The organism is Faecalibacterium prausnitzii (genome assembly GCF_049532945.1).
Classification (GTDB): domain Bacteria; phylum Bacillota; class Clostridia; order Oscillospirales; family Ruminococcaceae; genus Faecalibacterium; species Faecalibacterium prausnitzii_N.
This window is the reverse complement of the sequence record NZ_CP186691.1, coordinates 2,644,957-2,658,298: the sequence shown is the minus strand read 5'-3', so window position 1 is coordinate 2,658,298 and position 13,342 is coordinate 2,644,957. Positions and strand designations below refer to the sequence as shown.

Genomic DNA, 13,342 nt, shown 5'->3' with positions numbered 1-13,342 from the left:
GTTCCTTTTTTGCGCCTGTTTATTCGGCCCAGAACACCCGGCCGTCCCGGCGGGGTGCGGGCTGCGGGGCTTCGCCGTCGATGGTACCGACGACGCAGTGGCCGATGCCTTCCCACTCGCCCTCGACGCCGAGGTCTTTGAGCAGCTGCTTGTACTCCGGGCGCTCGAACTCCTCCTTGGCGCGGTGGATCCAGATACTGCCCAGGCCCAGCGCGTGTGCGGCCAGCATCAGGTTGCCCATGACAAGGCTGCCGTCGTAGATGCCGGTGGGGCAGCTCTTGTCTGCCAGCACGATGAGGACCGCCGGGGCACCGTAGAAGGGGTCTTTGCCTTCCGGGAAGCCGCCGATCTCGCGGTTCAGGGCGGAGAGCCTGTCGCGCAACTCCCTGTTGGTCACGGCCAGAATGATCGCGCCCTGTCGGCCTCTGCCGTTGGCGGCGTAAAGACCGGCCTCGATGATCTGCTGAAGATCTTCCTTGCGGGGCATGTCGGGCTTGAACTGCCGGATGCTCCGGCGGGTCTCCATGGCCTGAATGATGTCGTTCATAACAAAACCTCCCTGTTTGTGTCTTTCACGCGGCACAGCGCCGCAGTGAGATGGAGTTTTCTTTATTATACAGAGAATGGAGCCGGTTTGCAAATATAGCAGTTTGCGTTTTTAATGCACAAGCAACATCCGCAAACTGCATATCGCAAAGATGCCGTTTTGATTGGCACTATTTTTGAAAATTGCGATAGAAAGGCAGACAAACACAAAAAACGGCACCGCAGGCCGTGGGGCTTGCGGTGCCGTTGAGCTGTTTTGGAATGGAAGAAGGGGAGCGCTTATTTCAGCTTGCTCTTGGCCTTCATGCGCTGCTCGTGGTTCAGGATCTGCTTGCGGATGCGCAGATTTTCAGGAGTGACCTCCAGCAGCTCGTCCTGTGCCAAGAATTCCAGGCAGCCTTCCAGGCTGAGCTTGCTAATGGGGATCAGGCGCAGAGCATCATCGGAGCCGGATGCACGGGTGTTGGTCAGGTGCTTGGTCTTGCAAACGTTGACATCCACATCCTCGCCGGAAGCGGTGTAGCCAATGACCATGCCTTCGTAGACCTTTTCACCAGCGCCCACCAGAAGGGTGCCGCGCTGCTGAGCATTGAACAGACCGTAGGTGACAGCCTCGCCGGTCTCAAAGCTGACCAGAGAACCGGTGGAGCGGTTGGCAATCATGCCAGCCCAGACATCGTAACCGTCGAAAATCTGGTTGATGATGCCTTCGCCGTGGGTATCGGTCAGGAACTGGTTGCGGTAGCCGAACAGGCCGCGGCTGGGCATACGGAACTCCAGACGTACGCGGTCGGTGCCCAGAGATTCCATCTGCTGCAGGATAGCCTTGCGCTGGCCCAGACCGGTCATGACAGCGCCCTGATACTGGGTGGGCACATCGATGACGACATGCTCCATAGGCTCATAGGTCTTGCCGTCGATGACCTTGGTCAGAACGTGCGGGGGAGAGACCTGCAGCTCATAACCTTCACGGCGCATGGTCTCGATCAGGATGGACAGGTGCATCTCACCACGGCCCATAACGCGGAAGGAATCGGTAGTGGCGGAATCCTCCACCTTCAAAGCGACATCCTTCAGCAGCTCCTTCTGCAGACGGTCACGGATCTGACGGCTGGTAACATACTTACCCTCGCGGCCGGCCAGCGGGCTGTCATTGACGGAGAAGGTCATTTCCACGGTGGGGTCGTTGATCTTCACGAAGGGCAGCGGCTCCACATTGGAGGGGCTGCACAGGGTATTGCCGATGGTAACGTCGGGCAGGCCGGAGAATGCCACGATATCGCCGGCGGTGATGTTATCGCACGGCTGACGGCCATTGGCCTGGAAGTCGTACAGCTTGGTCAGACGGCCGCGCATCTTCAGATCCTGATTGTGCCAGTCACAGACGACAACTTCCTCGCCCACCTTGGCAACGCCGTTCTGGATGCGGCCAATGCCGATGCGGCCCACGAAGTCGTTATAGTCCACAGAGGACACCAGCATCTGGAAGGGAGCCTCGGGGTCGCCCTCAGGCGGCTTGATGGTGCTCAGCAGAGTATCGAACAGGGGGATCAGGTCGGTGCCGGGCACATCCGGGTCCAGGCTTGCGGTGCCATCACGGCCGCAGCAGAACAGCATGGGGCAGTCCAGCTGCTCATCGGTAGCGCCCAGATCCATCAGCAGGTACAGAACTTCGTCGATGACTTCCTTGATGCGGGCATCGGGGCGGTCGATCTTGTTGATGGCCACCACCAGACTCAGGTTCTGCTGCAGAGCCTTCTGCAGCACAAAACGGGTCTGGGGCATGCAGCCCTCGGCGGCATCCACCAGCAGCAGAACGCCGTTGACCATCTTCAGCACGCGCTCCACCTCGCCGCCAAAGTCGGCATGGCCCGGAGTATCGACAATATTGATCTTGACACCCTTGTAGGTGCAGGAGCAGTTCTTGGCCAGAATGGTAATGCCACGCTCACGCTCGATATCGCCGCTGTCCATGACGCGCTCAGCCACGACCTGATTATCGCGGAATGCGCCGCTCTGACGCAGCATTGCGTCCACCAGGGTGGTCTTGCCGTGGTCAACGTGAGCGATAATGGCAACGTTGCGCAAATCGTTACGAACCATAAAATTCAACCTCTCTATTATTAAAACTCATAAAATACGAACGAACGTCATACAAGTTTAAGTTTATAACAGGAAGGGGTGGTTTGTCAAGATTGTATAAAAAATTTTTCAACCTTTCGGCAAAATGCCTGAGAAAAGCCATGCGATTTGTGCGGCGTGTACCTTTAGAATATGCTATACTAAGGATACAGAAGAAATAAAGCCGGAGGTGTTTTTATGAAGATCACATTTCTGGGCGCGAACCATGAGGTCACCGGCAGCTGCACTTTGATCGAAGCGGCTGGGCAGCGCTTTTTGATCGACTGCGGCATGGAGCAGGGCAAGGACGTATACGAGAACCAGCCCATCCCGGTGGCACCCGGCGAGATCGACTGGGTGCTGGCCACCCATGCACACATCGACCATACCGGTATGCTGCCGCTGCTGGTGCGCAACGGCTTCCGCGGCAAGATCTATGCCACGAACCCCACGGTGGAGCTGTGCGGCATCATGCTGCGGGACTCGGCCCATATTCAGGAATTTGAAGCGGAGTGGAAAAACCGCAAGGGCCAGCGCTCTGGCGCAGAACCGGTGGAACCGATGTATACTGTGCAGGATGCTGAAGCAGCCATGAAGCTGTTCCGGGGCGTGGATTACAACACGAAACTGGAACTGGCCCCCGGCCTTGTGATCGAGTTCGTGGATGTGGGCCATCTGCTTGGCTCGGCCAGCATTGCGATCTGGGTGACGGAGAACGGCACCACCACCAAGCTCGTCTTCTCCGGCGACATCGGCAACCAGAACCAGCCCCTCATCAAGGACCCGACCTATTTGACCGATGCCGATTATGTGGTGATGGAGTCCACCTACGGCGACCGGCTCCACGGCCCCCGCCCGGATTACATCGGCGAACTGGCCAGAATATTGCAGCGCACCTTTGACCGGGGCGGCAATGTGGTCATTCCCAGCTTTGCGGTGGGCCGCACGCAGGAGATGCTCTACTTTATCCGTGAGATCAAGGAAAAGGGCCTTGTGAAGGGGCACGGCAACTTCCCGGTGTACATTGACAGCCCGCTTGCCATCGAGGCGACCCGCATCTTTAAAGATACCGACCCGGACTGTTTTGATGAGGCGACCCGCGCCCTGCTGGCCCAGGGCATCGACCCCATCCAGTGCCCCGGCCTGCGGGTCAGCGTGACCAGTGATGAATCCCGCATGATCAATGCAGACCGCGTGCCAAAGGTCATCCTCTCGGCCAGCGGTATGTGCGAGGCAGGCCGCATCCGCCACCACCTCAAGCACAATCTGTGGCGGCCGGAGTGCACCATTCTGTTCGTGGGCTATCAGGCGGTGGGCACGCTGGGCCGCACCCTCATTGAAGGTGCTACCGATGTCAAACTGTTCGGCGAGGCCATCGAGGTGCGGGCGGAGATCTGCCAGCTGACCGGTCTGTCCGGCCACGCGGACAAAAACGGCCTACTGGCGTGGATCAACGCCTTTTCGCCCAAGCCCAAGCGGGTCTTCATCGTCCACGGCGACGACGAGGTGGAGAACATCTTCGCCCAGACCCTCACCGACGAAGGCTTCACTGCCTGCGCACCCTACAACGGCGCACAGTGGGCCATCGGAGCCGAGGGAGCCGTCTGCCTGCAGGAGGGCACCAGAGTGCGGGTCGAGTGTCGGACCAGTGAGGGTGCCAGCCGCGCCGCCACGGTTTTCCAGCGGCTGGTCAGCGCCGGCAAGCGCCTGCTGCGGGTCATCGAGCACAACGAGGGCGGCGCAAACAAAGACCTTGCCAAGTTTGCCGACCAGATCAATGCCCTGTGCGATAAGTGGGACCGATAAGAAAAAACAGCAAAAGCCACGCGAAAGCGTGGCTTTTGTCTTACGTGGAAGGACGGTAGCTGTCCTTTTCCACAACATCATAAATGCTGCGCCCGGCAAGCTGCTCAAAATGGGCTTTCAGGGCAAGGTTCATGTCCCATTTGTTCTGGGGGTAATCGCCGTAGCGGCGCTTGACATCAGCCATCCGCTCCTCGATATCCACGACGCCGGTCGCATCCGCCAGTGAGTCGCAGAGCTGAATGAGCCGGTCGTAGTCGTCGTAGACCATGGTGGCGAGCTCCCGCTCAATAAGGGCCGTTTCTTCGGGTGTGGTGTCCCTGTGGCCGACATAGCTGGCAAGGGATTGGTCGTTGAACGAGTGGCTCATGCAGACACGGGCCACTTCGTCATAGCCCAGCTCCATCATATAGATGTAGCCGTCCGATACATGGCCGAGGTGCCGCTTGCCGTAGCGGCGGCCAATGTCGTGCAGCAGGCCCAGCACGAACGCCTTGTCCGGGTCCAGCCCGACGGCTGCGGCGATCTTCTCTGCGCAGTGGGCGGCGGTGCGGCTGTGGTCGCCCCAGGGACCGGGGGTGTGCGGCTCGGCCTCCGCCAGCAAGGCAATGGCTTCTTCACGGGTGGGGTACATACGCAGCCTCCTTTTTCACGGCTCCAGCGCGTCGATGGACGCCTGAAGCGTCTGGTAGAATCTGCCGAGGTGGATGCCATCGAGGAAGCGGTGATTCACCTCTACCGACATCCCCAGCGTCTCGCGGCCTGCGCCGTCCGGGACGTACTTTCCCCAAGCGATGCGGGGGATGTTGTCGTCGCGGTCAAAATCGCGCTCGTTGGTCAGGGCCGTGAGGTCGAACCAGGGGGTGCAGGAAAAATAGATGAGGGCATCCAGCTCTTTGTCGTCCTGGTCGAGGAAGTGGGCCTGTGCCTCGCTGCGGGCCTTGGCAGCGGCGCAGAACTGCTCCAGCGTTTCTTCCTGCGGCAGTGTGACGATGTGGAACTGCTCACTGCCGGGCTTCAGGTCGGTCAGGCTGGGGATGCGCTTATCCAGCAGCCAGACCTCGCCGTCCCGGATGGTATAGCGGAAGTTCTCCACGGCATTGACGGCGTTCGTCGCGAGATACACGAGCGCATAGTAAAACGAGAGCCCGCGCTGCTTGGTGTAGGCGTGGAGATTCGTTACGTCCACCCGGAAGGTGACACTGTAAAACGGTTGGGACACCGCCGAGAAAAAGCCGAACTTTTCCGCGCGGGGCCAGGTGGAACGGTCGATCTTCTGCATGGCAATGCTCGCTTTCTCTTAAAAGGCGTACCGCTCCATCGTCTCCGGGCTGCGGAACTCGTGCTTTTCGTAGTAGCCGATGAGGGTGCCGTCGGCGTCCCGCAGGGCGACCATGTAGACGTCCTTGTTCTGCTTTTCGTTGTGATAGGTGTAGATGATATTGTGCTCCGGGCTGGCCGCGAACCAGTCCACGACTTCCTGAATGCGGCTGTTCGAGCTGGCATTGTGGCAGTGGAGCAGGCTGCGGCCGATGAGCGCCGCGCCGCCGTGCTTGGCGTAATTGCGGATGGCGGCAGGGTTCATGTAGACGATGGTATGGTTCAGGTCACACAGGACGACCGATGCGGTGTCCTGGTCGATGACACTTTTGAAATAGGCGTTCAGGTTTTCCATGGAGAGTCTCCTTTTATTCTTTGCTCCGATCCAGCGCGTCGAACTGCTTTACGATCTGGGGGTCCTTCAGCTTGACGACCTTGCCGGAGAGATAATGCAGGGTGTTTTCCTCGGGAATATCAAGGAAAGTGACCCGCACAGCGCACAGGGCCTGCGTTTTGGTGCCGGTGCGCTCGTTCATCTTGCGGTTGCCGTACTTGATGTCGCCCAGAACCGGCTTGCCGAGGTAGGCGAGGTGGGCGCGGATCTGGTGGGTGCGGCCGGTGACAAGGCCGATCTTGCACAGGGCGAACGGCCCGGCGGTGCGCAGTACGTCCACGTCCGTAATGATCTGCTTGCGGCGCTCGTCCTGCGACTGGTGTGCATGGATGCTTACCTTGTTGTTCTTCTCGTCGTGCTCCCACCATGCGGTGAACCGCCCGGACTGCGGGATACCCACCGTGATGGTGTAGTACTCCTTTTTGAGTAGGTCAGTGCGGATGATCTCGTTCATGTCCCGCAGGGCGGTGTAGCTCTTGGCGGCGATCACAAGGCCCTCGGTGCCGCGGTCCAGCCGGTTGCAAATGCCGGGCTTGAACCGGTTCTCGCCGTGGGGGTCGTACTCGCCTTTTTCGGCCAGATACTGGGTAAAAGCATCCACAAGGTTCGCATCGCCGGTGCGGTCACTGTGGCACAAAAGGTGGGTGGGTTTGTACAGCACAGCAATGTTTTCGTCCTCATAAATGATATTGACCTTGGGCTGATTGGGCTGCTTTTTGGGGGCTTTCGGTGCGGGCTTCGCCCCTTCCGGCGGGAAAAACTCGTCGTTGATGTACAGCTCGATCAGGTCGCCTGCCTGAATGCGGTACTCCGGCACGCCTTTTTTCCGTTTACCTTCACGCGCTTATTGCGGAAGCTCTTGTACAAAAGGCTGGTGGGAAAATCGCGGGTCACGCTCTGCACAAAGCGGGAAAGACGAACGCCGTCGTCGTTGGCGGTTGCGGTATATTGTTTCATTCTTGTTCTGTTCCTCATGTTGAAGCGCGGATGGGCCGCGCATGGATGCGATATCCCTATAATAAACTACTCGTTTTCTGAAGTCAACGCGAAAATTTAGGCCGGGCCCTTGTGTTTTGCAGAAAATCGGGTACTATTAAGAGGAGAAAGCGCGCGAAAGGAGCCGACTTATGGCGGAAGATTCAAAGATCCATACCGGGCACCGCAGGCGGATGCGCAGCCGAGTGGCAGAGAACGGCTTTTCCAGCCTGGAACCGCACGAGGCGCTGGAATGCCTGCTGTACATCACCAACGCGCGGAAGAACACGAACCGGATGGCCCACGAGCTCATCGACCGCTTCGGTGATTTTGCCGGGGTGCTGGATGCCTCGGAAGAAGACCTGATGACGGTGGAGGGCGTTGGCCCGGCCACGGCCCGGATGCTGCATCTGATGCCCGATGTCTGCCGATACTATACCCAGTGTCGCACCGGCAGAAACGGCTGCCTGAAGACGACGGAACAGCTGGCGGAACACCTGATGGGCCTGTTTGCCGGGGCCGCGCAGGAGCGCGCCCTTCTGCTGGCGCTGGACAGCCGCAGCCGGGTCCGGGCGACGCTCTGGCTCAAGGACGGCACCAGCGACCGGGTGAGCCTTGCCATCAAAGACGTGGTGGCGGCAGCCTTGAAGGGCGGCACCGACCGGGTCGTGCTCTGCCACAACCACCCAAACGGCGTGGCGCTGCCCTCGCGGGAGGACATCCAGGCCACCGAGAACATCGTCCGGGCGCTGGGGCTCGTCCATGTTCTTCTGCGGGACCACATCATCCTGACCGAGACGGAGTATTTCTCCATGCGGGACGCAAACCGCCTGCCGTTCTACGACCTTGCGACCGGGGAGATGTTAAGGCCGTACTGAGATGCAGGAAAACTCCCCTCGTGCGGCAGGGGCAGCTGGCAGGATGTCGGGTGGTCTCCCAAGCAAGTGTCCGACGGGTGGGACCCTGTTGCCGAAGGCAATAGGGCGGGGTATGGAATCCCCGTCTCACTTGCGGGGAGACTGCCCGATGTCCTGCTCTGTTCAAAAAACTTCTTGTTTACTTTATAAAATAGTTGTGCTATACTGAACACGAAAAGCACAACTATTTGTGGTTCCATGACAATCGAAAGGAGAGAGCGGCATGGCAGATGAAACCTTCCATCTGGTCTCGGACTATGCCCCGACGGGCGACCAGCCGCAGGCCATCCAGCAGCTTGTGGAGGGTGTGGAGCGGGGCGACCGCTGCCAGACCCTGCTGGGTGTTACCGGCAGCGGAAAGACCTTTACCATGGCAAATGTTATTGCAAAATGCAACCGGCCCACGCTGGTTCTGGCCCACAACAAAACGCTGGCGGCCCAGCTGTGCACCGAGTTCCGGTCGTTTTTCCCCAACAACGCGGTGGAGTATTTCGTCTCCTACTACGATTATTACCAGCCGGAAGCCTATATCCCCAGCACGGATACCTATATTGAAAAGGACAGCGCCATCAACGATGAGATCGACCGCCTGCGCCATTCGGCCACGGCGGCGCTTTCGGAGCGGCGGGACGTGATCATTGTAGCATCGGTTTCCTGCATCTACTCGCTGGGCGACCCCATCGACTACCGCAGCATGGTCATCAGCCTGCGCCCCGGCATGCAGATGGAGCGCGATGCGCTGTGCCAGAAGCTGGTTACTCTGCAATATGAGCGCAACGACGTGAATTTTGTACGCAACAAGTTCCGTGTGCACGGCGATATCGTGGACATCTACCTTGCCTATATGAGCGAGCTTGCTATCCGGGTGGAATTTTTTGGGGACGAGATCGACCGCATCACGGAGTTCAACCCTCTCACCGGGGCCAAACAGAATGTAGTCAAGCATGTAGCCATCTTCCCGGCCAGCCACTATATCGTCAGCGCCGAGAAGAAGGCGGTAGCGCTGGAAAAGATCCGCGCCGAGTGCGACGCGCAGGTGAAGCAGTTCACCGCCGAGGGCAAGCTGATCGAGGCGCAGCGCATTGCCCAGCGCACCAATTACGACATTGAGATGCTCAACGAGGTGGGCATGTGCAAAGGCATCGAGAACTATTCGGCGGTGCTTTCGGGCCGTGCGCCGGGCAGTATGCCCACCACTCTGCTGGATTATTTCCCGGATGATTTTCTGCTGTTTGTGGACGAGAGCCATGTTACCCTGCCGCAGGTGCGCGCCATGTACGGCGGCGACTATGCCCGCAAAAAAACGCTGGTGGAGTACGGCTTCCGCCTGCCGTCCGCCTTCGATAACCGCCCGCTCAAGTTCGAGGAAGTGGAGTCCAAGCTGAACCAGATGATCTTCGTTTCGGCTACGCCCGGCGACTACGAGCGGCAGAACAGCACGCAGGTGGCGCAGCAGGTCATCCGGCCCACCGGCCTTTTGGACCCGCTCATTTCGGTTCGCCCGGTGGAAGGGCAGGTGGTAGATCTGTTGGGCGAGATCAATACCCGTATCCAGCGGCACGAACGCGTTCTCGTGACCACGCTGACCAAGAAAATGGCTGAAGACCTGACCGACTACCTTACCGAACAGGGCATCAAAGTCAAGTATATGCACCACGAGGTGGACACCTTTGAGCGCATGGAGATCATCAAGGACCTGCGCCTTGGCTCCATTGATGTTGTGGTGGGCATCAACCTGCTGCGCGAGGGTCTTGACCTGCCCGAGGTGAGCCTTGTGGCCATTCTGGATGCCGACAAAGAGGGCTTTCTGCGCAGCGAGACCAGCCTGATCCAGACCATTGGCCGCGCGGCCCGCAATGCCGAGGGCCTTGTCATCATGTACGCAGATGTCGTCACCGACAGCATGGACCGCGCCATCACCGAGACCGAGCGCCGCCGCGCCATCCAGATGGCCTACAATAAAGAACATGGCATCGTGCCAAAAACCATCGTCAAGGCCATTGCAGACAGCATCGAGATCAGCGATAAAGCGGAGAACGCTAAGCTGAACACCCGCCGCATGGGCAGGATGGAGCGGGAGGCCGCCATCGAGCGCCTGACCCGTGAGATGAAGGAAGCGGCGAAGCTGCTGGAGTTTGAACACGCGGCCTTCCTGCGTGACCAGATCGACCGACTGCGCCGGGGCGAGAACCCGACGGTGGACTCTGCGGCAGAAACGGAGCGCAAACAGAATCATTCACAGACACAACGAAAAGGGAGAAAATACCTTGGCAAACGATAAAATCGTCATCAAAGGTGCCCGCGAGCACAACCTGAAAAATGTTAACCTGACCCTCCCGAGGGAAAAGCTGATCGTCATGACCGGCCTTTCCGGTTCGGGCAAGTCGAGCCTTGCGTTCGACACCATCTATGCCGACGGCCAGCGCCGCTATGTGGAAAGCCTTTCCAGCTACGCACGCATGTTTTTGGGCCGCATGGACAAGCCCGATGTGGATGAGATCACCGGTCTGTCACCGGCAATTTCCATCGACCAGAAAACCACCAGCCACAACCCGCGTTCCACCGTGGGCACCGTGACGGAGATCTACGATTATCTGCGACTTCTGTACGCCCGCGTGGGCGTGCCCCACTGCCCGGTGTGCGGGCGGGTGATCAGCCAGCAGACCGTGGACGAAATGGTGGACGCGGTACTCAAACTGGACGAAGGTGCGAAGTTTCAGGTGCTGGCTCCTGTGGTGCGCCAGCGCAAAGGCACCCAGCAGAAAGAGCTGGATGCTGCCCGCCGCGGTGGCTATGCTCGTGTGAAGATCGACGGCAACCTGTATGATCTTGACGAAGAGATCAAGCTGGAAAAGAACATCAAGCATACGGTGGAAATCGTGGTGGACCGCCTTGCCATGCGCAAGGGCATCCGGGGCCGTCTGGCAGATTCGCTGGAAACCGCGCTGGCGCTTACCGGCGGCATCGCCGAAGTGGACGTGATCGGCGGCGATTGTATGACCTTCAGCCAGAACTTTGCCTGCCCGGAGCACGGCATTTCCATCAGCGACCTGTCACCCCGGCTCTTCTCCTTCAATAACCCGCTGGGAGCCTGCGAAAAGTGTACCGGCCTTGGCACTTTTATGCGAGTGGACGAGGAACGCATCCTGCCCAACCGGAACCTTTCCATCCGTGAGGGTGCCATCAAGGCCAGCGGCTGGTACTATGCCGAGGGGTCTGTATCCGAAATGTATTACCTTGGCCTTGGCAAAAAGTACGGCTTTACGCTGGATACGCCCATCAAAGAGATGAGCACCGAAGCTGTCAATGCGTTGCTGTACGGAACCAATGGCGAAAAAATTGAGATGCATCGCACGAATGAGTTCGGAAGCGGTGTGTATTATAATACCTTCGAGGGCATCGTGGAGAACCTTGAGCGCCGCTTCCGCGAGACCAACAGCGAGTGGATGAAGGAAGAAATCGGCAGCTTCATGTCCGGCGTGGAGTGCCCGGACTGCCACGGAAAGCGCCTGAAACCCGTGGTGCTGGCTGTGACCATCGGGGATAAGAACATCAGCGATTTCTGCGAAATGTCCATCCGGGACGAGCTGAAATTCATTGCCGAGAACGAACCGAACCTGACCGAAAAACAGAAGCAGATCGGCGGCCAGATCATGAAGGAGATCCGGAACCGCCTGCAGTTTTTGCAGAGCGTGGGTCTGGATTATCTCACGCTGGCCCGCTCAGCAGGCACTCTTTCCGGCGGCGAGAGCCAGCGCATCCGCCTGACCACTCAAATCGGCAGTGCGCTTTCCGGCGTGCTCTATGTGCTGGACGAGCCGTCCATCGGCTTGCATCAGCGCGATAACGACAAGCTCATTGCCACCCTGAAAAATCTCCGCGACCTCGGCAACACAGTCATTGTGGTGGAGCACGATGAAGATACCATGCGCAGCGCGGATTATATCGTGGATGTAGGCCCGGGCGCAGGCGTGCATGGCGGTGAGATCGTAGCCGCTGGCAGCGTGAAGGACATCTGCAAGGCAAAGCGCAGCATCACCGGCGATTATCTCTCCGGCCGCAAACGCATTGCCGTACCGCAGACCCGCCGCACCGGCAACGGCAATTACCTTACTGTACGGGGTGCACGGGAAAATAACCTGCACAATATCGACGTGAAATTCCCGCTGGGAGAGTTTATTTGCGTTACCGGCATTTCCGGCTCCGGCAAGTCCAGCCTCATCAACGAAATTCTGTATAAGACGCTTGCCTGCGAGCTGAACGGTGCGCGTTCCCGCGCAGGCAAATGCGATGGGGTAGAAGGGCTGGAATTTGTGGATAAGGTCATCGGTATCGACCAGCAGCCCATTGGCCGTACGCCGCGCTCCAATCCGGCCACTTATACCGGTGTGTTCAATGATATCCGCACGGTATTCTCCCAGACACAGGATGCCAAAATGCGCGGTTACGGCCCGGGGCGTTTCAGTTTTAATGTCAAGGGCGGCCGCTGCGAAGCCTGTGAGGGCAACGGTATTCTGCAGATCGAGATGCACTTCCTGCCGGATGTGTACGTGCCCTGCGAGGTATGCAAGGGGGCGCGTTACAACCGCGAAACGCTGGAAGTGAAGTATAAGGAAAAGACCATCTCCGATGTGCTGAACATGACCGTGGAGGAAGCAGTGGTATTCTTTTCCAACCAGCCCAAAATCGCCCGCAAACTGCAGACCCTGCTGGACGTGGGTCTTGATTATGTAACACTGGGCCAGAGCGCCACCACCCTTTCCGGCGGCGAAGCACAGCGCGTGAAGCTGGCCAATGAGTTGGCCCGCCGCAGCACTGGCAAGACCGTGTATATTCTGGACGAGCCTACTACCGGCCTGCATATTGCAGATGTGCACCGCCTGATCGAGGTGCTGCAGAAGCTGGTAGATGCGGGCAACACGGTTATTGTCATCGAGCACAATCTGGATCTTATCAAGTGCGCCGACCATATCATTGACCTTGGCCCTGAAGGCGGTAGCGCAGGCGGCCTGGTCATCGCAGAGGGCACCCCGGAGCAGGTGGCCGAAGCAGAGGGCAGCTTCACGGGCCAATATCTCAAGCCGCTGCTGGAAAAGGATAAGCTGCTGCGCCAGCAGGAGGCCGAGGCAGCACAGAACGCGCCCGCCGCAAAGAAATCAAAAAAGAAAGAACGTACTCCAGAGGATTTTACAAAAATATAAAAAATCTTCAAAAAACTGTTGACAAACACCCGTGATTCGCGTATAATATCTCATGTCGCCACGCT

11 protein-coding genes are annotated in these 13,342 nt (G+C 58.6%); 4 read left to right on the top strand and 7 right to left on the bottom strand.

Annotation, left to right across the window (positions count from 1 at the left end; translation table 11 throughout):
• Positions 1-19 precede the first annotated feature (19 nt).
• Positions 20-547, bottom strand: a complete 528-nt coding sequence (locus ACNQFG_RS13415; RefSeq protein ID WP_423405235.1) for a nitroreductase family protein — start codon at positions 545-547, stop codon at positions 20-22.
• A 278-nt stretch (positions 548-825) separates the two neighbouring features.
• A complete protein-coding gene (typA, locus tag ACNQFG_RS13410; protein ID WP_005945857.1) occupies positions 826-2,649 on the bottom strand; it encodes a translational GTPase TypA in 1,824 nt (607 codons plus the stop codon).
• A 216-nt stretch (positions 2,650-2,865) separates the two neighbouring features.
• Between typA and ACNQFG_RS13405 the strand changes: the two genes are divergently transcribed.
• On the top strand, positions 2,866-4,473 hold the full coding sequence (locus tag ACNQFG_RS13405; RefSeq protein WP_423405234.1) for an MBL fold metallo-hydrolase RNA specificity domain-containing protein: 1,608 nt from the start codon (positions 2,866-2,868) through the stop codon (positions 4,471-4,473).
• Positions 4,474-4,513: 40 nt separating this feature from the next.
• On the opposite strand, the gene ACNQFG_RS13400 is transcribed toward ACNQFG_RS13405, so the two are convergent.
• The 5 genes from ACNQFG_RS13400 to ACNQFG_RS13380 are packed head-to-tail and all read right to left on the bottom strand — an operon-like array spanning position 4,514 to position 7,141.
• Positions 4,514-5,104: an HD domain-containing protein gene (locus tag ACNQFG_RS13400; protein WP_423405233.1), complete on the bottom strand. Its 591-nt coding sequence runs from the start codon at positions 5,102-5,104 to the stop codon at positions 4,514-4,516.
• 15 nt (positions 5,105-5,119) lie between these two features.
• The gene (locus ACNQFG_RS13395) at positions 5,120-5,752 is read right to left on the bottom strand and encodes a CatA-like O-acetyltransferase (RefSeq protein WP_423405232.1); all 633 of its coding nucleotides are present in this window, start codon (positions 5,750-5,752) and stop codon (positions 5,120-5,122) included.
• 18 nt (positions 5,753-5,770) lie between these two features.
• Positions 5,771-6,145, bottom strand: coding sequence for a PAS domain-containing protein (locus ACNQFG_RS13390; RefSeq protein ID WP_302275779.1), 375 nt, complete (start codon positions 6,143-6,145; stop codon positions 5,771-5,773).
• 13 nt (positions 6,146-6,158) lie between these two features.
• Positions 6,159-7,001 carry an RluA family pseudouridine synthase gene (locus ACNQFG_RS13385; protein WP_423405231.1) on the bottom strand — a complete coding sequence of 281 codons (843 nt, stop codon included), beginning with the start codon at positions 6,999-7,001 and terminating at the stop codon, positions 6,159-6,161.
• Positions 6,968-7,141 (bottom strand): hypothetical protein, encoded by a 174-nt coding sequence (locus ACNQFG_RS13380; protein ID WP_423405230.1) that lies wholly within the window; start codon positions 7,139-7,141, stop codon positions 6,968-6,970. The genes ACNQFG_RS13385 and ACNQFG_RS13380 overlap by 34 nt, the downstream gene beginning before the upstream one ends.
• A gap of 170 nt (positions 7,142-7,311) precedes the next feature.
• On the opposite strand from ACNQFG_RS13380, the gene ACNQFG_RS13375 reads away from it, so the two are divergent.
• The 3 genes from ACNQFG_RS13375 to uvrA all read left to right on the top strand — a co-directional run bounded on the left by ACNQFG_RS13375 (position 7,312) and on the right by uvrA (position 13,277).
• On the top strand, positions 7,312-8,037 hold the full coding sequence (locus ACNQFG_RS13375) for a JAB domain-containing protein (RefSeq protein WP_423405229.1): 726 nt from the start codon (positions 7,312-7,314) through the stop codon (positions 8,035-8,037).
• A gap of 262 nt (positions 8,038-8,299) precedes the next feature.
• Positions 8,300-10,357 (top strand): excinuclease ABC subunit UvrB, encoded by a 2,058-nt coding sequence (uvrB, locus tag ACNQFG_RS13370; RefSeq protein WP_423405228.1) that lies wholly within the window; start codon positions 8,300-8,302, stop codon positions 10,355-10,357.
• Complete coding sequence (gene uvrA, locus ACNQFG_RS13365) at positions 10,344-13,277, top strand: excinuclease ABC subunit UvrA (RefSeq protein WP_423405227.1); 2,934 nt, start codon at positions 10,344-10,346, stop codon at positions 13,275-13,277. The genes uvrB and uvrA overlap by 14 nt, the downstream gene beginning before the upstream one ends.
• Positions 13,278-13,342 lie beyond the last annotated feature (65 nt).

Excerpts from the sequence above, each read along its gene's own strand:
- ACNQFG_RS13415 (WP_423405235.1), bottom strand. The coding sequence starts at position 547 with ATGAACGACATCATTCAGGCCATGGAGACCCGCCGGAGCATCCGGCAG.
- typA (WP_005945857.1), bottom strand. The coding sequence starts at position 2,649 with ATGGTTCGTAACGATTTGCGCAACGTTGCCATTATCGCTCACGTTGAC.
- ACNQFG_RS13405 (WP_423405234.1), top strand. The coding sequence starts at position 2,866 with ATGAAGATCACATTTCTGGGCGCGAACCATGAGGTCACCGGCAGCTGC.
- ACNQFG_RS13400 (WP_423405233.1), bottom strand. The coding sequence starts at position 5,104 with ATGTACCCCACCCGTGAAGAAGCCATTGCCTTGCTGGCGGAGGCCGAG.
- ACNQFG_RS13395 (WP_423405232.1), bottom strand. The coding sequence starts at position 5,752 with ATGCAGAAGATCGACCGTTCCACCTGGCCCCGCGCGGAAAAGTTCGGC.
- ACNQFG_RS13390 (WP_302275779.1), bottom strand. The coding sequence starts at position 6,145 with ATGGAAAACCTGAACGCCTATTTCAAAAGTGTCATCGACCAGGACACC.
- ACNQFG_RS13380 (WP_423405230.1), bottom strand. The coding sequence starts at position 7,141 with ATGAAACAATATACCGCAACCGCCAACGACGACGGCGTTCGTCTTTCC.
- ACNQFG_RS13375 (WP_423405229.1), top strand. The coding sequence starts at position 7,312 with ATGGCGGAAGATTCAAAGATCCATACCGGGCACCGCAGGCGGATGCGC.
- uvrB (WP_423405228.1), top strand. The coding sequence starts at position 8,300 with ATGGCAGATGAAACCTTCCATCTGGTCTCGGACTATGCCCCGACGGGC.